The organism is Neobacillus cucumis (assembly GCF_016908975.1).
Classification (GTDB): Bacteria; Bacillota; Bacilli; order Bacillales; family Cytobacillaceae; genus Neobacillus; species Neobacillus cucumis.
The window spans coordinates 245,232-266,665 of record NZ_JAFBEX010000004.1 but is presented as its reverse complement, the minus strand read 5'-3'; the positions used below and the strand labels follow the sequence as shown (position 1 = coordinate 266,665).

The 21,434-nt window shown below is 42.1% G+C and carries 23 protein-coding genes and 1 tRNA gene; 22 read left to right on the top strand and 2 right to left on the bottom strand.

Annotation, left to right across the window (positions count from 1 at the left end; translation table 11 throughout):
* Positions 1 to 174 precede the first annotated feature (174 nt).
* The 19 genes from hprK (at position 175) to JOC76_RS07365 (ending at position 17,350) form a co-directional block, all read left to right on the top strand.
* Positions 175 to 1,104, top strand: coding sequence for an HPr(Ser) kinase/phosphatase (gene hprK / locus JOC76_RS07455; protein WP_205176957.1), 930 nt, complete (start codon positions 175 to 177; stop codon positions 1,102 to 1,104).
* 17 nt (positions 1,105 to 1,121) lie between these two features.
* Complete coding sequence (lgt, locus tag JOC76_RS07450) at positions 1,122 to 1,937, top strand: prolipoprotein diacylglyceryl transferase (RefSeq protein WP_205176956.1); 816 nt, start codon at positions 1,122 to 1,124, stop codon at positions 1,935 to 1,937.
* Positions 1,938 to 1,973: 36 nt separating this feature from the next.
* On the top strand, positions 1,974 to 2,624 hold the full coding sequence (gene ppaX / locus JOC76_RS07445) for a pyrophosphatase PpaX (RefSeq protein ID WP_205177018.1): 651 nt from the start codon (positions 1,974 to 1,976) through the stop codon (positions 2,622 to 2,624).
* Between the two features lie 5 nt (positions 2,625 to 2,629).
* Positions 2,630 to 3,163, top strand: coding sequence for an acyltransferase (locus tag JOC76_RS07440; protein WP_205176955.1), 534 nt, complete (start codon positions 2,630 to 2,632; stop codon positions 3,161 to 3,163).
* Between the two features lie 240 nt (positions 3,164 to 3,403).
* Positions 3,404 to 4,576, top strand: a complete 1,173-nt coding sequence (locus JOC76_RS07435; protein WP_205176954.1) for an ATP phosphoribosyltransferase regulatory subunit — start codon at positions 3,404 to 3,406, stop codon at positions 4,574 to 4,576.
* Complete coding sequence (hisG, locus tag JOC76_RS07430; RefSeq protein WP_205176953.1) at positions 4,569 to 5,192, top strand: ATP phosphoribosyltransferase; 624 nt, start codon at positions 4,569 to 4,571, stop codon at positions 5,190 to 5,192. The genes JOC76_RS07435 and hisG overlap by 8 nt, the downstream gene beginning before the upstream one ends.
* A gap of 15 nt (positions 5,193 to 5,207) precedes the next feature.
* Positions 5,208 to 6,482, top strand: a complete 1,275-nt coding sequence (gene hisD, locus JOC76_RS07425; RefSeq protein WP_205176952.1) for a histidinol dehydrogenase — start codon at positions 5,208 to 5,210, stop codon at positions 6,480 to 6,482.
* A 302-nt stretch (positions 6,483 to 6,784) separates the two neighbouring features.
* The gene (gene hisB, locus JOC76_RS07420; protein WP_205176951.1) at positions 6,785 to 7,372 is read left to right on the top strand and encodes an imidazoleglycerol-phosphate dehydratase HisB; all 588 of its coding nucleotides are present in this window, start codon (positions 6,785 to 6,787) and stop codon (positions 7,370 to 7,372) included.
* Positions 7,373 to 7,414: 42 nt separating this feature from the next.
* Positions 7,415 to 8,038, top strand: coding sequence for an imidazole glycerol phosphate synthase subunit HisH (hisH, locus tag JOC76_RS07415; protein WP_205176950.1), 624 nt, complete (start codon positions 7,415 to 7,417; stop codon positions 8,036 to 8,038).
* On the top strand, positions 8,038 to 8,763 hold the full coding sequence (gene hisA / locus JOC76_RS07410; RefSeq protein ID WP_205176949.1) for a 1-(5-phosphoribosyl)-5-[(5-phosphoribosylamino)methylideneamino]imidazole-4-carboxamide isomerase: 726 nt from the start codon (positions 8,038 to 8,040) through the stop codon (positions 8,761 to 8,763). The genes hisH and hisA overlap by 1 nt, the downstream gene beginning before the upstream one ends.
* Positions 8,760 to 9,521 (top strand): imidazole glycerol phosphate synthase subunit HisF, encoded by a 762-nt coding sequence (gene hisF, locus JOC76_RS07405; RefSeq protein ID WP_205176948.1) that lies wholly within the window; start codon positions 8,760 to 8,762, stop codon positions 9,519 to 9,521. The genes hisA and hisF overlap by 4 nt, the downstream gene beginning before the upstream one ends.
* Positions 9,518 to 10,135 carry a bifunctional phosphoribosyl-AMP cyclohydrolase/phosphoribosyl-ATP diphosphatase HisIE gene (gene hisIE / locus JOC76_RS07400; RefSeq protein ID WP_205176947.1) on the top strand — a complete coding sequence of 206 codons (618 nt, stop codon included), beginning with the start codon at positions 9,518 to 9,520 and terminating at the stop codon, positions 10,133 to 10,135. The genes hisF and hisIE overlap by 4 nt, the downstream gene beginning before the upstream one ends.
* 170 nt (positions 10,136 to 10,305) lie before the next feature.
* Positions 10,306 to 11,799 carry a tetratricopeptide repeat protein gene (locus JOC76_RS07395; RefSeq protein ID WP_205176946.1) on the top strand — a complete coding sequence of 498 codons (1,494 nt, stop codon included), beginning with the start codon at positions 10,306 to 10,308 and terminating at the stop codon, positions 11,797 to 11,799.
* Positions 11,800 to 12,022: 223 nt separating this feature from the next.
* The gene (trxB, locus tag JOC76_RS07390; RefSeq protein ID WP_205176945.1) at positions 12,023 to 12,973 is read left to right on the top strand and encodes a thioredoxin-disulfide reductase; all 951 of its coding nucleotides are present in this window, start codon (positions 12,023 to 12,025) and stop codon (positions 12,971 to 12,973) included.
* A gap of 728 nt (positions 12,974 to 13,701) precedes the next feature.
* Positions 13,702 to 14,160, top strand: coding sequence for an NUDIX hydrolase (locus JOC76_RS07385; protein ID WP_205176944.1), 459 nt, complete (start codon positions 13,702 to 13,704; stop codon positions 14,158 to 14,160).
* Between the two features lie 18 nt (positions 14,161 to 14,178).
* Positions 14,179 to 15,072 (top strand): RNase adapter RapZ, encoded by an 894-nt coding sequence (rapZ, locus tag JOC76_RS07380; protein WP_205176943.1) that lies wholly within the window; start codon positions 14,179 to 14,181, stop codon positions 15,070 to 15,072.
* Entirely contained in the window at positions 15,069 to 16,055 is a 987-nt protein-coding gene (mgfK, locus tag JOC76_RS07375; RefSeq protein WP_205176942.1) for a gluconeogenesis morphogenetic factor MgfK, read from the top strand. Before rapZ ends, mgfK begins: the two co-directional genes overlap by 4 nt.
* A gap of 53 nt (positions 16,056 to 16,108) precedes the next feature.
* Positions 16,109 to 17,059, top strand: a complete 951-nt coding sequence (gene whiA, locus JOC76_RS07370) for a DNA-binding protein WhiA (RefSeq protein WP_205176941.1) — start codon at positions 16,109 to 16,111, stop codon at positions 17,057 to 17,059.
* Between the two features lie 33 nt (positions 17,060 to 17,092).
* The gene (locus tag JOC76_RS07365; RefSeq protein ID WP_205176940.1) at positions 17,093 to 17,350 is read left to right on the top strand and encodes an HPr family phosphocarrier protein; all 258 of its coding nucleotides are present in this window, start codon (positions 17,093 to 17,095) and stop codon (positions 17,348 to 17,350) included.
* 229 nt (positions 17,351 to 17,579) lie between these two features.
* Here JOC76_RS07365 and JOC76_RS07360 read toward each other — a convergent pair whose 3' ends face one another.
* Both JOC76_RS07360 and clpP read right to left on the bottom strand, forming a co-directional pair.
* Positions 17,580 to 17,957: a hypothetical protein gene (locus JOC76_RS07360; RefSeq protein ID WP_205176939.1), complete on the bottom strand. Its 378-nt coding sequence runs from the start codon at positions 17,955 to 17,957 to the stop codon at positions 17,580 to 17,582.
* A 99-nt stretch (positions 17,958 to 18,056) separates the two neighbouring features.
* Positions 18,057 to 18,659, bottom strand: coding sequence for an ATP-dependent Clp endopeptidase proteolytic subunit ClpP (gene clpP / locus JOC76_RS07355; protein WP_205176938.1), 603 nt, complete (start codon positions 18,657 to 18,659; stop codon positions 18,057 to 18,059).
* Between the two features lie 205 nt (positions 18,660 to 18,864).
* Here clpP and JOC76_RS07350 point away from each other — a divergent pair.
* The 3 genes from JOC76_RS07350 to rpoN all read left to right on the top strand — a co-directional run bounded on the left by JOC76_RS07350 (position 18,865) and on the right by rpoN (position 21,421).
* Positions 18,865 to 18,936 (top strand) — tRNA-Arg (locus JOC76_RS07350).
* 520 nt (positions 18,937 to 19,456) lie between these two features.
* Positions 19,457 to 19,762 carry a MerR family transcriptional regulator gene (locus tag JOC76_RS07345; protein ID WP_205176937.1) on the top strand — a complete coding sequence of 102 codons (306 nt, stop codon included), beginning with the start codon at positions 19,457 to 19,459 and terminating at the stop codon, positions 19,760 to 19,762.
* 336 nt (positions 19,763 to 20,098) lie between these two features.
* Entirely contained in the window at positions 20,099 to 21,421 is a 1,323-nt protein-coding gene (gene rpoN, locus JOC76_RS07340) for an RNA polymerase factor sigma-54 (protein ID WP_205176936.1), read from the top strand.
* Positions 21,422 to 21,434: the final 13 nt, after the last annotated feature.

Here is a 21,434-nt window from a genome sequence, read left to right as displayed (position 1 = left end):
CAAACAATCCATTTGGTTCTTTATCAAAAAATGCTAAAATAGGAGGTATGAATTCTTTTAATTCTAATTTATAAAAAAGCTGTGTTAATCTTGGATGTTGATTTCCGCTCCAAGTCGCTTATTGACCTTTAACACAGCCTATAAAAAAAACAGCCGCCTAAGGAGGAAAACTCTTTGCCAAAAGTACGTACGAAAGATATCTTAGAAAAATTTCAGCTAGAATTAATCAGCGGTGAAGAAGGTATAAACCGCCCGATTACGATGAGTGATATTTCCCGCCCGGGGATAGAAATGGCCGGCTATTTTGAGTTTTATCCGGCAGAACGGGTCCAACTGTTAGGAAAAACAGAATTATTCTTCTTTAGAGAACTTCCGCCGCATGAACGCATTTCTCGCATGGAACAGCTCTGTACAGACATCACTCCGGCGATCATTGTGACAAGAGGAATTGATGTGCCAGAAGAATTAATTGAAGCATCGGAACGAGAGTCTGTTCCGGTTTTAAAAACCAATATGGTTACAACCCGTTTCTCGAGCCGTCTTACGAACTTTTTAGAAAGTAAGCTTGCTCCAACTACGGCCGTTCATGGTGTTTTGGTCGATATCTATGGTATTGGCGTATTGATTACGGGTAAAAGCGGTGTTGGTAAAAGTGAAACCGCACTTGAACTTGTCAAGCGGGGGCACCGACTGGTTGCCGATGATTGCGTGGAAATCCGTCAGGAAGACCAAGACACACTAGTGGGAACCTCACCAGATTTAATTGAACATCTATTAGAGATTCGTGGTTTAGGGATTATCAATGTCATGACTTTGTTTGGGGCAGGAGCAGTCCGCAGTAATAAACGAATCACACTTGTCATGAATCTAGAAATTTGGGATGCGAAAAAGCAATATGACCGCCTTGGTTTGGATGAAGAAAAGATGAAGATTATCGATACCGAGATTCCAAAAATGACAGTTCCAGTTCGCCCAGGACGTAACCTCGCTGTTATCATTGAAGTGGCCGCAATGAATTTCCGCTTAAAACGAATGGGGGTAAATGCAGCACAGCAATTTACCGATCGTCTTGCAGATGTTATTGAAGAGGGAGACCACGAGTAAGGGGAGAGAATGAAGAAATGAATGAAGCCATCCAACCGCTTAACCCGATCGCCTTCACACTCGGGCCAATCCAGGTGCATTGGTACGGAATTATAATCGGATCTGGTTTGGCCCTTGCCCTGTATCTGGCCATACGGGAAGCCAACCGAAGAGGATTGCCGAAGGATACCTTTGCTGATTTAATGCTTTGGGCGATTCCCATCGCAATTATTTCAGCCCGAATTTATTATGTTATTTTTGAATGGGGTTATTATGCCTCCCACCCGGCAGACATCCCGAAAATTTGGAATGGCGGGATTGCCATCCATGGTGCGTTAATCGGTTCGGTCATTACGACCATCGTTTTTGCGAAAAAAAGAGGGATTTCTTTTTGGAAAATAGTCGATATTGCCGCACCAAGTCTCATTTTAGGACAAGCGATTGGTCGATGGGGCAATTTTATGAACCAAGAAGCCCATGGCGGGGAAGTAACAAGGGCATTTTTAGAGAACTTGCATTTACCGAATTTTATTATCAACCAAATGTATATTAATGGTGCTTATTATCACCCAACCTTTTTATATGAATCGGTTTGGGATTTTGCTGGTTTTTTATTGTTAATCTCGCTTCGCCGCGTTAATTTCCGTCGCGGAGAGCTATTTTTAACTTATGTGATTTGGTATTCGATTGGCCGCTTTTTTGTTGAAGGCCTGCGAACCGACAGCTTAATGCTAGGAAGTCTTCGAATGGCACAAACGATTTCCGTCGCATTGATTGTGGTCGCATTAGCCATTCTGATTTACCGCCGCACAAAAAATCGTACTGAAGCTCATTATTTAGATCAAACGAATTAATAGGTGAAGAGCTCTATGATAGAAAGGAATGCACCGATGACCAACAAAATTACGACTGTACTTTTTGATTTAGATGGGACATTAATTGATACGAATGAATTAATTATTTCCACTTACTTAAATACCTTGGAAAAATACTTTCCAAGCAAGTATACACGTGAAGATGTACTGCCGTTCCTTGGACCTACCCTTCACGAAGTGTTTGGGGGTATGACCCCGGACCCCGACCGTGTCGAGGAAATGGTCGCGGCATACCGTGACTATAATCTTTCGAAACATGATGAGTTAGTGAAAGAATTTGTCGGGGTAACCGAAACGATTCAGACGTTGAAGGAACGCGGGCTTAAGCTAGCCGTTGTCACGACGAAGCGACTTGACGTTACCCTAAAAGGTTTACGGTTGATGAACTTAGAGCGCTTCTTTGAAGTGATTGTTGCCTATGAGCATGTGGCGAAGACAAAACCTGATCCTGAGCCAATTTTTAAGGCGCTTGAGCAGCTGGATTCCACTCCGTCGGAAACGATGATGGTCGGCGACAATTTCCATGATATTTTAGCAGGAAAAAATGCCGGTACACAAACGGCTGGTGTAGCTTGGTCGATTAAAGGGCGCGACTATATCGCGAGTTATGAACCCGATTATATATTGGAGGACATGACTGACTTATTAACCATTCTCGGAGAGTGAGAAGGATGAGACATACGACCCGCCATCCTGTTCTGGGTGCGAACTCATTGTGGCATGTTTACAAAACAGTGCCATTTTGGAAGGTTGTCAAAAACTTTATCGTCATTCAATTAGCCCGCTATTCCCCTTTTTTGGGGTTAAAGAATTGGCTCTATCGGACATTCCTTCGAGTTAAGGTCGGGGAGCAGACATCCTTTGCTTTAATGGTGATGCTGGATGTCATGTTTCCGGAAAAAATCAGTGTCGGGCGTAACACGGTGATTGGCTACAATACGACCATTCTCGCCCATGAGTATTTAATCAGAGAATACAGGCTCGGTCCGGTCAACATAGGCAGTGAAGTGATGATTGGGGCCAATTCCACCATCCTTCCGGGTGTGTCAATCGGCGATGGTGCCATCGTCTCGGCTGGCACTCTAGTACATAAGGATGTTCCGCCTGGCTATTTTGTCGGAGGAAACCCGATGAGGGTCATTTATAGTAAAGAAGAACTAGAGAAACGCTGGGCAGAAGACCCCATATATAAAAAGGAAAAATAGTCTGGTCATTATTTGACCGGACTATTTTTTTGCAATAAGTATGACAAATTCTGCTGAATCTCGTGAAAATTCGCGAAATTTCTGCGTACAGCATGTTAAACTAGTTTAAAATAGATAGAAACACAATAGTTTTTGGTTGACGGTTTGAATACAAACAGGTAAACTTTAGTTTATTATCACGTTAGCAGACTAAAGGATTTTTGGAAAAAATCGCAAATCAGAAGAAAAAGGATGAGCAGAATGAGTCGGTTGTTTATGTTTGAAAAGCCGTTGGGAATGCGGGACACATTGCCCGAACTATACGAAAAAAAGCACCGTGTTCGCACCTCTATGGCAAATACGATGAAACTGTGGGGCTATCAATTCATTGAAACCCCAACACTTGAATATTACGAAACCGTTGGCGCAGCCTCGGCGATCGCAGACCAGCAGTTATTTAAACTGCTCGACAAAGAAGGACATACTGTCGTATTACGGCCTGATATGACCGCCCCGATTGCTCGCGTAGCGGCTTCAAAGCTTTTGAATGAGGACTTACCTGTCAGATTAGCCTACTCCGCAAATGTATTTCGTGCACAGCAGCGCGAAGGCGGCCGTCCGGCAGAATTTGAGCAAATCGGTGTGGAATGCCTCAATGAAGAAACCGTTTCTTGTGACGGAGAAGTCATTGCACTGCTTATTGCTTCCTTAGAAAAAGCAGGATTGCCTGAATTTCAAGTCTCCATCGGACATGTTGGTTTTGCCAACGAACTATTTGTACAAATTCTCGGTACCAACGGCAGAGCGACAGCCTTACGAAAATACTTATTTGAAAAAAATTATGTCGGCTACCGCGAGCATGTGAACTCGCTTCAGCTGTCATCGATTGATAAAAAACGTCTCTTAGAGCTTCTCGAATTACGGGGCGGCGAAGAGGTTATTGGAAAGGCTCTTGATATTATTGAAAATGACAAAGGGAAACAGGCGATTCTTGAATTAAAAGAATTGTGGGATGTTATCAAAGATTATGGCGTTGACAAATACGTGAAATTTGATTTTACCATCGTTAGCCATATGAGCTATTATTCGGGGATTTTATTTGAAGCATATGCTGGGAATGTCGGCTTTCCGATCGGAAATGGCGGCCGTTATAGCTTAATTGAGAAGTTTGGAAAAACAGCAAGTGCCACCGGTTTTGCCGTTCGGGTCGATATGCTCTTGGAGGCACTTAGTGATGACAAAATCGAAAATACGACTCACTGCATCTTTTTCAGTCAGGAACGGCGCAAAGAAGCCTTCAAACTGGCAGAAAGCATGCATGAGCAAGGACAAAAAGCTGTACTCCAAGATATTACCGGTGTGAGAAATCTTGATGCTTTTACGAAAAGATTTGCCGAGACAACCTATTTAATTGGAGGTCGCGAGAATGAGTAACTTATTAACCATTGCGATGCCAAAAGGGCGGATTTTTATTGAAGCCGTGGAGCTGCTCCGAAAAGCGGGATACAAGCTGCCACCGGAATTTGATGATTCACGAAAACTAATTATTGATGTTCCCGAAGAGGGCTTACGGTTTATTTTAGCCAAGCCGATGGATGTCGCAACCTATGTGGAACATGGGGTGGCGGACGTTGGAATTGCCGGGAAGGATGTTTTGTTAGAAGAAGAGCGCGATGTCTATGAACTTCTTGACCTTAAAATCAGTTACTGCTATTTAGCAGTGGCCGGTCTTCCAAATACAAAAATGAATGACGTAGCCCCTCGAGTGGCAACGAAATATCCACATGTGGCCGAGGCTTACTTCCGTGAACAAGGCGAGCAGGTTGAAATTATTAAATTAAACGGCTCGATTGAATTGGCCCCGATTATTGGGCTTTCTGACCGGATTGTGGACATTGTCTCGACCGGTCGAACTTTAAAGGAAAACGGACTGGTGGAGTATGAAAGAATCGGTGATGTGACATCCCGTTTTGTCGTTAATCCTGTCAGCTATCGCCTCAAGGACCAACAGATTGATGAAATGGTGAAACGACTTAGCGAAGTAGTGTAATGGGGGCATTCTATTATGAAAATTTTAAAAGTAAATGAACTGGTTTCAATCAAACGGTCGATTGAAGCAGGGACCTCCGAGCAGCAGGAGATTGTAAAAGGCATTATTTCTGAAATTCGCCATCGCGGCGATAATGCGTTAAGAGAATTTACGGAAAAATTTGACCGTGTAACCTTAGCTTCTTTCTCCGTTACGGAAAGTGAAATCGAAGCGGCCTATGCGGAAGTGGATCAACCATATATCGAGATTGTCCGGGAAGCAGCGCAAAATATCAGAGCTTTTCATGAAAAACAACTCCGCCCATCTTGGATGACAACAGAAGAGAATGGCACGATTCTGGGTCAAAAAATAACGCCGCTTGATTCCGTTGGGGTGTATGTACCAGGGGGAACGGCAGCCTATCCATCCTCCGTTTTAATGAACGTGATTCCGGCACAGGTGGCTGGCGTCAAGCGGATTGTTATGGTATCACCGCCTGATGAACAAGGAAAGCTTCCGGCAGCTGTGCTCGTTGCTGCAAAGGAAGCAGGTGTCAAAGAGGTTTATAAAGTAGGCGGAGCCCAAGCGATTGCGGCACTTGCCTACGGAACGGAATCGATTGCTCCGGTTGATAAGATTACCGGTCCAGGAAATATCTTTGTTGCCCTTGCTAAGCGTGAGGTTTTTGGTGATGTTGATATTGATATGATTGCAGGTCCAAGTGAGATTGCGGTTTTAGCAGATGATACTGCACGGGCAGATGAAGTGGCCGCTGATTTGTTATCCCAAGCTGAGCACGACCCGCGTGCTTGCAGCGTCCTTGTGACACCGTCGGTTGCGTTAGCTGAAGCTGTTGCTGAGGAAGTGGAAAAGCAATTGGCAGTGTTGCCACGGAAGGAGATTGCCTCTCGGTCGATCGCTGATTATGGTGCGATATATATTACAGCTGATTTAAATGAAGCAGTTGAAACCGTGAATCAATTAGCACCTGAGCATCTGGAAGTGATTACGGAAAATGCGATGGAGCTGCTAGGGAAAATTCGTCATGCTGGCGCGATTTTTGTTGGGCGCTATAGTTCAGAGCCGGTAGGCGATTATTTTGCCGGACCGAATCATGTTCTCCCGACAAATGGAACGGCTCGTTTCTCTAGTCCACTGAACGTGGATGATTTTCAAAAGAAATCAAGTGTAATTGTTTATAGTGAAAAAGCATTAAAAGAAAACGGGGCAAAAATTGCTAGCTTTGCAAGGATGGAAGGCCTCGAAGCCCACGCTCGTGCGGTTGAGACTCGATTGAAGAACGATAAGTAATGGGTGTTTGAGGACAGATTTGAGGGGAATACGAGGGAATGTCTTTAAAGAGGCGTCTTGAGGACAAGAATCATGTTGAAAATGAAAGAATGTCCTTAAGAGAGGTTCTTGGGGACAAAATACTCTCGAAAATCGAAGAAACTGTTCGCAAGAAGGGGTCTTGAGGACAAGATTCACAGTAAAACGGATGAATTTGTTCTCAACAATATTTCTTAGAGGCAAAACTTCTGCACAAACCGTTGGAATTGTCCTCATAGTCCCCACCACCCAATATAAAATAAAAAAGAAGGAGCACCTCACTAATGGAAAGATCAGCAAGTATTGAACGATATACAGGCGAAACACAAATTAAACTAGCGTTTAATATTGACGGCGAAGGCCGGTCCAATCTCGAAACTGGCGTCCCGTTCATGACCCACATGCTCGACTTGTTCACAAAGCACGGGCAATTCAACTTAACCGTCGATGCCAAAGGTGACATCGAAGTGGACGACCATCATACAACCGAAGACATCGGAATCTGCTTAGGACAGGCCCTTCGCGAAGCCTTAGGCGACAAACGAGGCATCAAGCGCTACGGAAACGCATTTGTGCCAATGGATGAAGCACTCGCACAGGTAGTTGTTGACCTTAGCAACCGCCCGCACCTAGAAATGCGTGCAGAATTCCCAAGCCAAAAGGTGGGAACCTTTGATACCGAACTCGTTCATGAATTTCTTTGGAAACTTGCCTTAGAGGCACGAATGAACCTTCATGTCATTGTCCACTATGGCCAAAACACCCACCATATAATTGAAGCCGTATTTAAAGCACTAGCAAGAGCACTGGACGAAGCAACAACCATTGATCCACGCATCAAAGGCGTGCCATCCACCAAAGGGATGCTTTAATTCGTCAAGACCAACATAGCTAAAAAAGGAAGGTGACATAAAATGATTGGAATCGTGGATTACGGAATGGGCAACCTTTTTAGCGTCAGTAAAGCACTTGAACGGCTAGGGGCGGACTATTTCATTTCAGCCGATCGAGAAAAACTACTAAGTGCCGATGCTTTAATCCTTCCTGGGGTAGGTTCCTTTCGTGATGCAATGGACCGCTTGCAGGTAGAAACGATAAAGGAATTTGCCGCAACAGGCAAACCGCTGCTTGGCATCTGCCTTGGCATGCAGCTTTTGTTTGAAGAAAGCGAAGAAAACGGTCCGACGAAGGGATTAGGACTGCTGCCGGGGAAGGTTCGGCGTTTTAAAGGGACAACAGCAGAAGGTGAAACCTACAAGGTGCCACATATGGGCTGGAATCGACTAGAATTTGTCCAGGAATCACCGCTATTAAAAGAGCTAGACGAAGATTACGTATATTTCGTCCATTCCTATTTTGTCGATGCAAAAGGCAACGACGCTCTTCTGGCAAAAGCTGACTACCACGAACAAGTATCAGCAGTAGTAGGAAGAGAGAATATTTATGGCATGCAGTTTCATCCTGAAAAAAGCAGCAAACTTGGGATGGCCCTCTTAAATAACTTTTTAACAATGGCTGCGGAAAGGGAGACGGTTTAATGAGTTTAACAATTTACCCAGCAATCGATATGCGGGGCGGAAAATGTGTCCGTCTCCTTCAAGGGGACTACGATAAAGAAACCATTTACGGGGATTCCCCGTTTGCAATGGCCAAAAGCTTTGCCAAAGCGGGAGCCGAATGGATTCATATGGTCGACCTTGATGGTGCCAAAGATGGCAAGCGCGTCAATGACCGATTTGTGATTGAAGCTGCACAAAACCTAAACGCGAAAGTACAAATTGGCGGCGGAATCCGCTCCGAAGCGGATATACTTCATTATCTTGAAAATGGCGTTGACCGCGTGATTATTGGCAGTATTGCCGTTTCCAATCCCGAGTTTGCCATCGAAATGATTCAAAAATATGGAGCAAAAATTGCGGTGGGTATTGATGCAAAAAACGGTTATGTGGCAACACATGGCTGGCTTGATACCTCTTCAGTTAAAGCCATTGACCTGGGGAAACGCTTTGCCGATGCAGGCGCCGAAACGTTTATTTTTACCGATATAGCAACAGACGGTACATTAGCAGGTCCTAATATTGACGCAGTTTGGGAGCTAGCTGAAGTCACTGGGAAAAATGTCATTGCTTCCGGCGGGGTCAGCAGTCTTGCCGACCTACAAGCAATCGCAAACAAAGGAATCAACGGTGCGATTGTCGGAAAGGCCCTCTATGAAAACCGTTTTACATTAAAGGAAGCATTAGAAGAGGTGGGAGTAAAGTGACATTAACCAAACGAATTATTCCTTGCCTTGATGTAAAAGATGGTCGTGTGGTCAAAGGAATTCAATTTGTCCAACTTCGTGATGCGGGTGATCCTGTTGAATTAGCTCGCTTTTATGATGAACAAGGAGCGGATGAGCTAGTTTTCCTTGATATTTCCGCATCTGTTGAAGGTCGTAAAACAATGGTCGAAGTCGTCAAGGCAGTCGCGTCTGAACTGGCGATTCCGTTTACCGTTGGCGGGGGCATCAATGCCTTAGAGGATATGAAAAGAATCCTCCGCGCCGGTGCCGATAAAGTATCGCTGAACACGGCGGCAGTAGTAAATCCAGGGCTAATTAAAGAAGGTGCCGATTACTTTGGATCCCAATGTATCGTCGTCGCGATCGATGCTAAGTTTGATCCAGAAATTGGAACATGGCGTGTTTATACCCATGGCGGGCGGACAGCAACCGAGAAGAAAGTCGTTGATTGGGCGGTCGAAGCAGCAGAGCTTGGGGCTGGTGAAATCCTATTGACTAGCATGGACAGTGATGGTGAGAAAAACGGATTTGATTTAGAATTAACCAAAGCGGTTAGTGAAGCCGTAACGATTCCCGTGATTGCATCTGGCGGTGCAGGAAATGCTGAGCATTTTGCGGAGGCCTTTCTAGCCGGCAAAGCGGATGCGGCGCTTGCTGCCTCTATTTTCCATTACAAGGAAACATCTGTGGACGAAGTAAAGAGCTTTTTAAGGGAAAAAGGAGTGAGCATACGATGAATGTAAAATTTGATGAAAAAGGGCTCGTCCCTGCAATTATTCAAGATGCTGAAACAAAAGAAGTATTAACTCTCGCTTATATGAATGAAGAATCATTGCAAAAAACCATTGAATCTGGGGAAACTTGGTTTTACAGCCGTTCCCGTCAGGAATTATGGCATAAAGGTGCGACCAGTGGAAACACCCAAACGGTTGCCAGCATTAATTATGACTGTGATCAGGATGCTTTATTAGTTCAGGTTTATCCGAAAGGACCTGCCTGCCACACTGGTGCGGTCAGCTGTTTTTCCGAACGAGTGGTGGAAGGTCAAAGTAGCTTAGCAGATTATCAAATTCTGCAGTCATTAGAAAAAGTCATCATTGATCGTGAAAAGGAGCGCCCAGAAGGTGCGTATACCACTTACCTTTTTGAAAAAGGTGTCGATAAAATTTTGAAAAAGGTCGGCGAAGAGGCAGCTGAGGTTATTATTGCAGCGAAAAATCGCGATCACGAGGAATTAAGATGGGAAGCAGCCGATTTGCTCTATCACCTTCAGGTTTTATTGGTAGAACAAGGGCTTCCATTTAAAGAAGTGTTACGAACATTAGAAGAAAGACACAAAGACCGGTCCTAATAGGGCTCGGTTTTTTGTTTTGATAGGATAGGCTGTTGATTTCCGCTCTAATCAACAATTTATGTGAAAATCCGCACTCACTTCTTAACACACCATCAACAACCCCTCTTCTCGAACCATCTCAAGTGTGCTATACTACATAAGTTATGTTGAAACATATGGAGGACTTCATGGTGAAAGAAGCGAAAGCAAGAATTCAAAAAGGAAAAATCGTATCATTCGTTCCAACGGGAGAATATTATTTCTCGAAGGGTATTAAAGCATACCATCGACGAGATTTTATCAAAGCCAAGAAATATCTGGGGCGGGCAATTCAGCTTGAGCCGGGTGAACCAATGATTACATGCCAGCTGGCGATTGTCTCAACGGAACTTGGCGAGTTTGAACATTCCAACCGACTCTTGCATCAAATCCTTGAAGAGCTTGATCCAGAAATGGCTGAATGCCACTACTTTTTAGCAAATAACTACGCCCATATGGGATTTTTTAAAGATGCCTATCATCATAGTAAATTATATCTACAGCTTGATCCAGATGGAGATTTTTCCGAAGACACCCAAGAGTTATTAGAAGTACTTACCTTGGAGGCGGAAGAATTTGAAGATGAGCTATATGAACAAGATGATTTAATCATGAAACAAGAACAGGCTCGCGAACTATTGGAATCCGGCTATTTTCCAAAGGCGATTGAGCTGTTAAAAGATGTGGTAAAGGAATATCCGGAATATTGGTCAGCCTATAACAATCTGGCTTTAGCCTATTTTTATTTAGGAAAAGTGGAAAAAGCAGAAGCGATTTTAGCGGATGTATTAGAGCGCAATCCCGGCAATCTTCACGCCCTCTGTAATAAGCTGGTCTTTGCCCATTATCAAGGACAACTAGAAAGAGTAACGGAACTGCTCCTTGTTTTGAAAAAAATCAAGCCTTTGTTAAGTGAGCATCAATATAAACTGGGTGCGACATTTGCTTTAGTTGGCGAAAACGAACTTGCATATCTTTGGCTGAAAAAATTATATAAACACGGTTTTGATGGGGATGGACCTTTTTATTATTGGCTCGCGTACTCTGCTTTTCATACAGGTTTTGAAAACTTTGCAAGAAGCATTTGGAAAAAAGTATTGGAGCTAAGTCCTGATAAAGAAGGTTCCGAACCATGGAATGAGGAAAAATCACCGGTAAACGGGTTTGAAGAGCTAACCGAATCGATTTTTCAAAAGCTTGATAGCGACTATGCCGAAGAGCGGTTATTTGCACTCTTTTTAACATCGGTCTCGAGTAAAAAAGAAGAAATCATTAGCTCTGAGCGTCTTTTTCAAAATCAGAAGTTGATGGGGCTGGAAAAAGAATATCTCTCCATGATTCGCTTGGGTAAACCGTCTCAAACAAAGGATGCCCAAGAAGTGGCGGAACTATTTTATAAAATCCATCAGCCGATTGGGACGATTGAGTCCGGGTTGTATCTCCTCTGGTTTTCGATTTTTGTTGAGGTTGTTAAAGAAGGTGCTGATTTGAAAAATAAACGCGCCTGGGCTGGGGCCGTCGAATATTTGTGGCATAAATTGCGGAGCGAAAAAATCTCCCAACAGGAAATAGGGGACCAGTATGGTTTATCTGCAGCGACGATCGGCAAATATGTAAAATTGGTTAACAACTATCTTCAATAAGCATATTCGTGGACTATCATCCAATTGTTTTATACGATTAAGTGGGAATACTAATACTTAATCGTATTTTTTTTATAAAAAATGTCTAGCTGCAGCGCCTAGGGGCTCTTTGGTCTAAGCCAATCCGTCATGAAGGTTAAAAAACAACCTTCCTGCCGGCTCGTCTTATGCTTGTCGCCCCTGATCAAGGCGCTTCCGCTTTTCGAGTCAGGAGTGAATTTATATGTCAGAGGAAAAAATTTATGATGTAATTATTGCTGGCGCTGGTCCTGCTGGGATGACAGCTGCTGTTTATACGTCTCGTGCAAACCTTTCCACACTTATGATTGAACGTGGTATGCCGGGCGGTCAGATGGCGAATACCGAGGATGTAGAAAACTATCCTGGTTTTGAAAGTATTTTAGGACCTGAATTATCAACAAAAATGTTTGAGCATGCCAAAAAATTCGGTGCTGAATATGCGTATGGTGATATCAAAGGAATCGAAGATCATGGCGATTACAAAATTGTCAACGCTGGTTCGAAACAATACAAAGCCTACTCTGTCATTATTACAACAGGGGCTGAATATAAGAAAGTCGGAGTGCCAGGTGAAAAAGAATTAGGTGGACGCGGTGTTTCTTATTGTGCTGTGTGTGACGGGGCATTCTTTAAAGGAAAAGAACTCTTTGTTATTGGCGGCGGCGACTCTGCTGTTGAGGAGGGCGTTTATTTAACCCGTTTTGCTTCTAAAGTAACCATTGTTCACCGTCGTGACCAGCTTCGCGCGCAAAAAATCCTTCAGGATCGTGCTTTTGCGAACGAAAAGGTTGATTTTATTTGGAACCACACGATTAAATCGATTAACGATAAAGACGGAAAAGTCGGCAGTGTGACACTTGTTTCCACACAAAACGGTGAAGAACAGGAATTACCTGCAGATGGCGTATTTATCTATATCGGAATGGTGCCACTTTCCAAACCATTCAAAAACCTTGGCATCACCAACGAAAATGGCTACATCGAGACGAATGATCGTATGGTAACAAAGGTACCTGGGATTTTTGCAGCGGGAGATATTCGTGAAAAAATGCTTCGCCAAATCGTAACTGCGACAGGAGACGGAAGTATTGCCGCTCAAAGTGCTCAGCACTTTGTGGAAGAACTAAAAGAAGAAATGAAATTAAAAAAGTAATTCTTTTATCATTTTCCTGTAACAGTAGTGAAACACAAAGGTTGTATAATAAAGGAAATTGACCCCCTTTAAAAATATATACCTTTTGCACAAGCCTAGTAGCTTGTGCTCTTTTTTTGTTTCGGCTCTGTTAAATTTGGCTGTTGATTTCCGCTACAGGCGCTCAGCAAACCCGCGGGCGTGCCGGGGAGCCTCCTCTGCGCTAAAGCGTCTGTGGGGTCTCCCCAGTCCCGTACTCCCGCAGGAGTCGAGCGCCTTCCGCTCCAATCAACCATAGTATATCAATCAACAATAGCGTTTTAACAGAGCTCTGATTATTACGGAAAAAGACAAAAATAAAAAGAGCTCATTAGCTCTTACAAAAAAATATACGAGTATCAGCCCCACCTTCGCTCGATACCATGATGGCCACCCTTGCCATCCGACCCACTTTTTATTATATATGGAACCGCTTACATTTACAATAGGTATTTTCTCTAATTATTACTTTTTTTAAAAAGTACCTTTGACCTATCTTCAAAATAGTGCAAATAAATGATGAGAATGAATCTAATTATTAACAGAAATATAAAATTTGTATTCATTGTGACTGTATCCCAAAAATAGTATAATGAAAAGAATAAATTAGATCTGATCATACAAGCTCTAACATGGTGCTTGTTCTTCTAAATTTTAAAATTGTTCTTGCGTCTTACCGACGCTTGTGCCCTTTAAAAGAGGTGAAAAAAGTGCAGCGGGTTACCAATTGTGTATTAATCAGAAATAACCAAGTCTTATTACTGCAAAAACCGCGCCGTGGCTGGTGGGTGGCGCCAGGTGGGAAAATGGAGCCGGGGGAGTCTGTTCGTGATTCTTGTATCCGTGAGTACCGTGAAGAAACAGGAATTTATCTCAAAAACCCACAATTAAAAGGAATATTTACCATGATTATGAAGGATGCCGATGAGCTTTTGTCCGAATGGATGATGTTTACCTTTGTAGCCACTGATTCAGACGGAATCGATTTAGATGAATCAGAAGAAGGCAAATTAGCTTGGCAGCCAATTGACCAAATAAAAGGTCTGCCAATGGCAGCGGGTGATCTACATATCATTGATTACATGATTCATGGAAAAGGGATTATTTACGGAACGTTTACTTATACAAGTGAATTTGAGTTAATTAGTTATCGATTGGATCCTAGTTAAAAAAAGGAGGAATGGAACATGAGTACTGGTTCGACAAGCGAAACCCAAATGGTCATTATTACGGGAATGTCTGGTGCGGGAAAAACGGTCGCAATACAAAGCTTTGAAGATTTGGGGTTCTTCTGTGTTGATAATTTACCTCCTACACTTCTTCCGAAATTCCTAGAACTAATGAAGGAATCGGGGAATAAAATGAATAAGGTTGCTCTTGTAATGGACCTGCGCGGCAGAGAATTCTTCGATCATTTATTTAAAGGGTTAGATGAGCTGGCAGAAACATCTTGGGTAACGCCACAAATCCTATTTTTAGATTCAGATGATGCTACATTGGTCCGCAGGTATAAGGAAACAAGACGAACCCATCCTCTAGCGCCAACAGGATTGCCGCTTGAAGGAATCACGCTCGAGCGAGAGCTTCTGGAGGAATTAAAAGGCAGAGCACAGCTGGTTTACAATACTTCCCAGATGAAACCTCGTGAATTACGTGAGAAAATATTAACAGAATTTACGACGAATAAACAATTAATGTTTACTGTCAATGTCATGTCATTTGGCTTCAAATATGGTATCCCCATCGATGCCGATCTTGTTTTTGATGTACGCTTTTTGCCAAACCCGCATTATATTGAGCATATGCGCCCTAAAACAGGTTTAGATGAGGATGTTTACAGTTACGTATTAAAATGGAATGAAACTCAGAAATTTTTAGATAAGGTAACGGACTTGCTGGGTTTTATGCTGCCTCATTACAAAAGGGAAGGAAAAGCACAACTTGTAATCGCCATTGGTTGTACAGGCGGACAGCACCGTTCCGTTGCATTAGCAGAAAATATCGGTCATTTTTTCCAAAAGGATTATAAAACCGTGATTTCACATCGTGACATTGAGAGGAGAAAGGAAAAAACAACATGAGAGATTTAGGACAGCCTCGCATTGTCGTCATTGGCGGTGGTACAGGATTACCCGTTTTATTGCGTGGATTAAAACAATATCCTGTTGATATTACAGCCATTGTGACAGTAGCGGATGATGGTGGCAGCTCTGGCCGCTTGCGTGAGAATCTGCATATTCCACCTCCTGGCGACATTCGCAATGTGTTAGCGTCATTATCAGATGTTGAACCGCTCGTGGAAGAGATGTTTCAGCATCGTTTTAAAACAGCGAATGAACTATCGGGTCATTCGCTCGGTAATTTAATCTTGGCAGCTATGACTTCGATTACCGGGAATTTTGTTCATGCCATTCAAGAAATGAGCAAAATCCTCAATGTCCGTGGAAAGGTGCTGCCAGCAGCAAATCAGAGTGTTGTCCTGCATGCGGAGATGGAGGACGGCGCCATCGTTTCAGGAGAATCGAAAATTCCCTACTCTGGGAAAAAGATTAAAAAGGTTTTTCTAACCTCCAAAACGAGTATCCGTCCATTACCAGAGTCGATTCAAGCCATTCGTCAAGCGGATTTAATTATTCTTGGCCCAGGCAGCTTATATACAAGTATCTTGCCAAACTTACTTGTTCCGAAATTAGGGGATGAGGTTTGCCGATCATTAGCGAAAAAGGTTTATATCTGCAATCTGATGACTCAGGCAGGGGAGACACATGGCTTTACAGCTAGTGACCATGTGAAAGCTATCTATGATCATATGAGTGGTGCCTGTATTAATACGATTCTTGTCAATAATGAGGAAATTCCGCCTGATATCCAACTTCGTTATAATGAAGAATTGGCTGACCCTGTTGAATATGATTTGCCTGAGTTATCAAAGCTTGGGCTTGAAGTGGTCCATGCGGATATTGCTTATCAGGAAAATGGGGCATTAAGGCATGACCCGAAAAAGGTAGCGAATATATTATATAATTTACTCATAGATGAAACTAAAAAGCGTTATGAATCGTAAAAACTATTACATTTAATTTTAAATGCAGTTTCGTTAATAAAGGTGGTGAGGGGATGTCTTTCGCTTCGGAGACTAAAAAAGAATTAACTAACTTGGAAGTGAAAACGTGCTGTAATCTTGCTGAATTATCAGCGTTGATTCGTATGAACGGTTCCCTTTCCTTTTCGAATCGTAAGTTAGTTGTGGATGTTCAAACGGAAAATGCGGCAATTGCCAGAAGGATTTATACTTTAATAAAAAAAAGCTATCAAGTACAAGTAGAGCTTTTAGTTCGAAAGAAGATGCGCTTGAAGAAAAACAATGTTTACATTGTTCGATTAGCCGAGCGGGCTAAGGAAATTTTAGAGGATACGAGAATTCTTGGGGAAGGATTTACCTTCATTCATGATATATCGCCCGATTTGATCAAAAAGAAGTGTTGTAAGCGTTCTTATCTGCGCGGAGCATTTCTTGCGGGAGGTTCAGTTAATAATCCGGAAACCTCTTCCTATCATTTGGAAATTTCTTCGCTTTATAAAGAACATAATGATTCTTTATGCGAATTAATGAATACATTTGGTTTAAATAGTAAAACGTTGGAGCGTAAAAAAGGCTTTATTACCTATTTAAAGGAAGCTGAAAAAATTACCGAGTTTCTCAATATTATCGGTGCCCATAATGCTTTGCTTCGATTTGAGGATGTAAGAATCGTTAGGGACATGCGAAATTCCGTTAACCGTTTAGTCAATTGTGAGACTGCTAATTTAAATAAAACGATTGGTGCTTCGATCCGACAAGTGGAAAATATCCGCTTCATCGACTCAACGGTTGGTCTGCAGGTTTTACCTGATAAGCTTAGGGAGATTGCGGAGCTGCGAGTTCAGTATCCGGATGTCACCTTAAAGGAATTAGGGGAAATGGTATCTGGCGGAACGATTAGTAAATCGGGGATCAATCACCGCTTACGAAAAATAGATGAGATTGCTGATAAGCTCCGTGTTGGAGAAGCATTATCTAGAAACTAAAAAATAATAACACAAACTGAGGAGGAAGTAATTATGTTGGTGAAAGAAGTAGAAGTAAAATTGAAATCAGGTCTTCAAGCACGTCCTGCAGCCCTATTCGTGCAAGAAGCCAATCGCTTTTCCGCAGATGTTTTTCTTGAGAAAGACGGAAAAAAAGTGAATGCCAAAAGTATTATGGGCTTGATGAGCCTTGCTGTAGGTTCAGGAGTTGTGATTAATATAATCGCGGACGGCGATGATGAAGATAAAGCCATCGTAGCATTGTCTGATTTTATTGCAAAAGAACAGTAAGATTAAAAGGATTCAGCCAGGGCTGAATCCTTTTTTTTATTTTGGGATTATTTGTTTTTCTGTATAAGGTTCCATTGCCCGAGAACGGAAAAATATGGCTTCTCTTGTCCATGAAAGGGTGGTTCATGGACAGGAATTGAAAAGTATGGCTTCCCTTGTCCATGAAAGGAGGGGCATGTACAGAAAAAGGAAAAATATGAGTCAAGTCAACTTAATTGTAAAACTATAATTATCTTCGGACATCTCCGCATGAATTTTGGCTTGAGCTGTCCGAACTGGGCGTGACTTCGGACAGCTCTGCATGATTTCTAGCTTGAGCTGTCCGAACTGGGCATGACTTCGGACATCTCCGCGTGATATCTGGCTTGAGCTGTCCGAATTTGGCATGACTTCGGACAGCACTGCATGATATGTGGCTTGAGCTGTCCGAACTGGGCATGACTTCGGACAGCACTGCATGATTTCTAGCTTGAGCTGTCCAATCTTGGCGTGACTTCGGACAGCACTGCGTGATTTCTAGCTTGAGCTGTCCGAACTTTGACTTCTCTTGCTCATGAAAGGGTGGTTCATAGACAGAGAAAGGAAAAGTATGGATTTTCTTGTCCATGAAAAGGGATATTATTTGCCCGATATGGGTCATACGGTCAAAAAAGTTTGTTTATTAAAACCAAAAAAGCAACCAACGGATGTCGGTTGCTCTAATCGATTATTTTTTTTCAAGGTCAGTAGGCTTACGTGTGATAATGCTATCAATTAAGCCATATTCTTTGGCTCTTTCAGCAGTCATGAAATTATCGCGGTCTGTGTCGCGTTGAATCACTTCAAGCGGCTGACCTGTACGCTCTGCCAAGATACCATTTAATTTCTCGCGAAGGAACAAAATGCGTTTTGCAGCAATTTCGATTTCCGTTGCTTGACCTTGTGCTCCGCCTAGCGGTTGGTGGATCATCACTTCCGCATTTGGAAGAGCAAAACGTTTGCCAGGCTGACCGGCAGAAAGTAAGAATGCTCCCATTGAAGCCGCCATTCCGATACATACCGTGGATACATCTGCTTTAATATACTGCATTGTATCATAGATCGCCATTCCGGCTGTAATGCTTCCGCCAGGGCTGTTGATATAAAGGGTAATATCTTTTTCAGGGTTTTCCGCTTCAAGGAATAATAATTGGGCCACAATGCTGTTTGCCACATTGTCATCGATTGCGCTTCCTAGCATAATAATCCGGTCTTTTAATAGACGGGAGTAAATGTCATAGGCTCTCTCGCCACGATTAGTTTGTTCAATAACTGTAGGAATCAAATTCATTTTTCTTCCTCCTTTGATTAGAAAAGGTAAAAGCTTATGTAATAGTATCATACACTGATGGTCAATAAAGGTCAAACACTTTGACTTTAATTTGTTCGACAACTTTCCCAACAACAGCATAACCATTTCTGTTAAATTTAAAACCTAAACACCACTTGCAATCAAAGTGAAATTAGCATATAATATAAAAGTCGCTAATAATTATGCGCTCGTGGTGCAACGGATAGCACGTAAGATTCCGGTTCTTAAAATGGGGGTTCGATTCCCTCCGAGCGCGTCAATAGTATGAAAAAATCACTACGTTCCCGAAAACGTAGTGATTTTTTTTGCCCATTTTTAAATCTCAAAATAAAAAAAGAAAAAAATGATTATTTTAAGAAAATAAAAAAACGGCAGCGTTAAAATATTAATATAGAAATAGAACAAGCTAGTTATTTAAATGTAAGCGATTGTCAATTATCCCCTAATTTTCCCTCTATATGACAAAAACCCTTTGTTTATCATGTTTAGATCTTCCAACATAGTGAGTTTCCGAATTCCTGCCGATCTTATTCATAATATTATTTTTTTTACAATTGTTTGGTTGATTGAAATTTTATCAAACACAAACTGGGAGTTTGATTGTCAATTTTTGTGTTGATTTCCTTACAGTTCATGTTAGAATAGTTAACATAAAGAAATATTCTGAATTTTTAACTTGTATTTATTATTAAATAACGCTAAAAACGGTTCATTTACTATATATGTATGTTAGGAAATATAACATTTTTAATGAACTTTGATAGGAGGGTATATTGGTGGACAATAGTCAATCATATCGTGAAAAAAAGGTGATAGGAATAGGAACGGTCACAGAGATAACAGGTCTATCCAACCGGAAGATCCGTTATTATGAGATGCGCAAATTGATCTTCCCAGACCGGACTCCCTCAGGGACTCGTAAGTACTCCTTCTCCGATATTGAAAGACTGATGGAGATAGCCGAAAAAATTGAAGACGGTGTACAGACGCATGAAATTCGCAAAGATATAGTCAAAAAGGAAAAACATCAGATGATTAAAGGGCAATTAAATTCACATTTTCATACAAACCGATATTCATAAAATGATATGTGAAGGATGTAACGATGTCATATAATAAATGTTCTAGGAGGATGGAAATGTTTTTGGTACGACCCAACTAATAATGGGATGGTCAATTGGCGCTACGTGAAAATAGGTCATGGTCGTGATTATCGAGACATAGTTCCGGCTATAGTGGTCTACACGGGAGCGTCAGCTCAAACCTTAACGGTTGACGTCGATGTCAAGATTTTGATAGATTGAGAATCTAACTAACTTCAATGGAAAAAAACCAGTGTTTGGCACTGGTTTTTTCTTTCGAAAATTCACACCAATTCCCCATCATCGTGTAAAATAGGGAAAGGAGGGGTGAGGTAGATGGATTTAAAAGCGGGTTTATGGCAGCAGCAAACATTAAAACTAGCCATGACACAAGAGCTGTCACAGGCAATTGCATTGCTTCAGTATTCTGCACAGGAACTGACGGCGTTTTTAGAGGATAAGGCATTAGAAAATCCTTTGCTTAAAATTGATAATGTGAATGTCAAACCGATGAATCCCCTAATTGACCGTCACGTGCGGAAACGTCAAAAGACTGAGAGAGATTGGATTGAACAAATTGCAGACAAACCATTTTCACTAGAGGAACACTTACTCTCTCAACTAAACATTGCAAATCTCACAGTCGAACAATTGAAAGTGATTCGGCATTTAATAAAAAACTTGGATGAAAACGGTTACTTTTTTGGTGATCTGTTTGAAATGGCTCAAAAATTGCAGGTTGAGCAAGAAATTGTTGAAGATTCCCTTGCCATCATTCAAACCCTTGAGCCGGCTGGGATTGGGGCAAGAAATTTGCAAGAATGCCTGCTCATCCAAGCTTATTATCAAAATCCAAACAATGAACTGGCACAAACTATTCTATCAGAATACTTTATCCCATTTGCTGAAAAGAAATGGAAACCAATCGCCAAACAATTAGGCGTAAGTATGAAAGAGCTGCAGGATGTGTTTGATGACATTCAGCAGCTAAACCCAAAACCTGGTGCTATGCTTTTGTATGAGCCGACCACCTATATTATTCCGGATGCAATGATTGAGCAAACAAATGAAGGACTCATCATTCGAATGCCGGATGAATCCCTGCCTCGGATTCGTTTTAATGAGCATTATTATCAAAAGTTCCAAAATCAGAATCAGCAAGTCAGTCGTTTTTTACACGATAAAGTCCAGGACTACCAATGGATTGTAAAAAGTATTGAGCAACGGAAAGAAACCCTTACAAAAGTCGTCGCAAAAATAGTTGAAAAACAACCCGCTTTTTTTCAAAAGGGGAAACAATCTCTCGTACCGATGACGATGAAGGAAATAGCAAACGAACTTGAAGTTCATGAATCGACAGTCAGCCGGGCTGTCCGGGAAAAGTTTGTGCAAACCCCAATCGGAACTTTGCCGCTTAAAACTTTTTTTACTACTACGATTCAAACCGTCTCTGCAGAGGAGAGTACTTCCTCTGCCCAAGTGAAAACGGAGATCAGTACATTCGTTGCTCATGAAAATAAGGAAAAACCGCTGTCAGATCAGGAGATAGCGGAGAGATTAAAGGAACAAAAGGGAATTCTCGTATCACGAAGAACGGTGGCTAAATATCGAGAGCAACTTGGAATAGCTTCATCCTCTAAACGGAAACGGTTTAAATAGAAAGGGAACTCGA

Excerpts from the sequence above, each read along its gene's own strand:
- lgt (WP_205176956.1), top strand. The coding sequence starts at position 1,122 with ATGAATGAAGCCATCCAACCGCTTAACCCGATCGCCTTCACACTCGGG.
- ppaX (WP_205177018.1), top strand. The coding sequence starts at position 1,974 with ATGACCAACAAAATTACGACTGTACTTTTTGATTTAGATGGGACATTA.
- JOC76_RS07440 (WP_205176955.1), top strand. The coding sequence starts at position 2,630 with ATGAGACATACGACCCGCCATCCTGTTCTGGGTGCGAACTCATTGTGG.
- JOC76_RS07435 (WP_205176954.1), top strand. The coding sequence starts at position 3,404 with ATGAGTCGGTTGTTTATGTTTGAAAAGCCGTTGGGAATGCGGGACACA.
- hisG (WP_205176953.1), top strand. The coding sequence starts at position 4,569 with ATGAGTAACTTATTAACCATTGCGATGCCAAAAGGGCGGATTTTTATT.
- hisD (WP_205176952.1), top strand. The coding sequence starts at position 5,208 with ATGAAAATTTTAAAAGTAAATGAACTGGTTTCAATCAAACGGTCGATT.
- hisB (WP_205176951.1), top strand. The coding sequence starts at position 6,785 with ATGGAAAGATCAGCAAGTATTGAACGATATACAGGCGAAACACAAATT.
- hisH (WP_205176950.1), top strand. The coding sequence starts at position 7,415 with ATGATTGGAATCGTGGATTACGGAATGGGCAACCTTTTTAGCGTCAGT.
- hisA (WP_205176949.1), top strand. The coding sequence starts at position 8,038 with ATGAGTTTAACAATTTACCCAGCAATCGATATGCGGGGCGGAAAATGT.
- hisIE (WP_205176947.1), top strand. The coding sequence starts at position 9,518 with ATGAATGTAAAATTTGATGAAAAAGGGCTCGTCCCTGCAATTATTCAA.
- JOC76_RS07395 (WP_205176946.1), top strand. The coding sequence starts at position 10,306 with ATGGTGAAAGAAGCGAAAGCAAGAATTCAAAAAGGAAAAATCGTATCA.
- trxB (WP_205176945.1), top strand. The coding sequence starts at position 12,023 with ATGTCAGAGGAAAAAATTTATGATGTAATTATTGCTGGCGCTGGTCCT.
- rapZ (WP_205176943.1), top strand. The coding sequence starts at position 14,179 with ATGAGTACTGGTTCGACAAGCGAAACCCAAATGGTCATTATTACGGGA.
- mgfK (WP_205176942.1), top strand. The coding sequence starts at position 15,069 with ATGAGAGATTTAGGACAGCCTCGCATTGTCGTCATTGGCGGTGGTACA.
- whiA (WP_205176941.1), top strand. The coding sequence starts at position 16,109 with ATGTCTTTCGCTTCGGAGACTAAAAAAGAATTAACTAACTTGGAAGTG.
- JOC76_RS07365 (WP_205176940.1), top strand. The coding sequence starts at position 17,093 with ATGTTGGTGAAAGAAGTAGAAGTAAAATTGAAATCAGGTCTTCAAGCA.
- JOC76_RS07360 (WP_205176939.1), bottom strand. The coding sequence starts at position 17,957 with ATGGACAAGAAAATCCATACTTTTCCTTTCTCTGTCTATGAACCACCC.
- clpP (WP_205176938.1), bottom strand. The coding sequence starts at position 18,659 with ATGAATTTGATTCCTACAGTTATTGAACAAACTAATCGTGGCGAGAGA.
- rpoN (WP_205176936.1), top strand. The coding sequence starts at position 20,099 with ATGGATTTAAAAGCGGGTTTATGGCAGCAGCAAACATTAAAACTAGCC.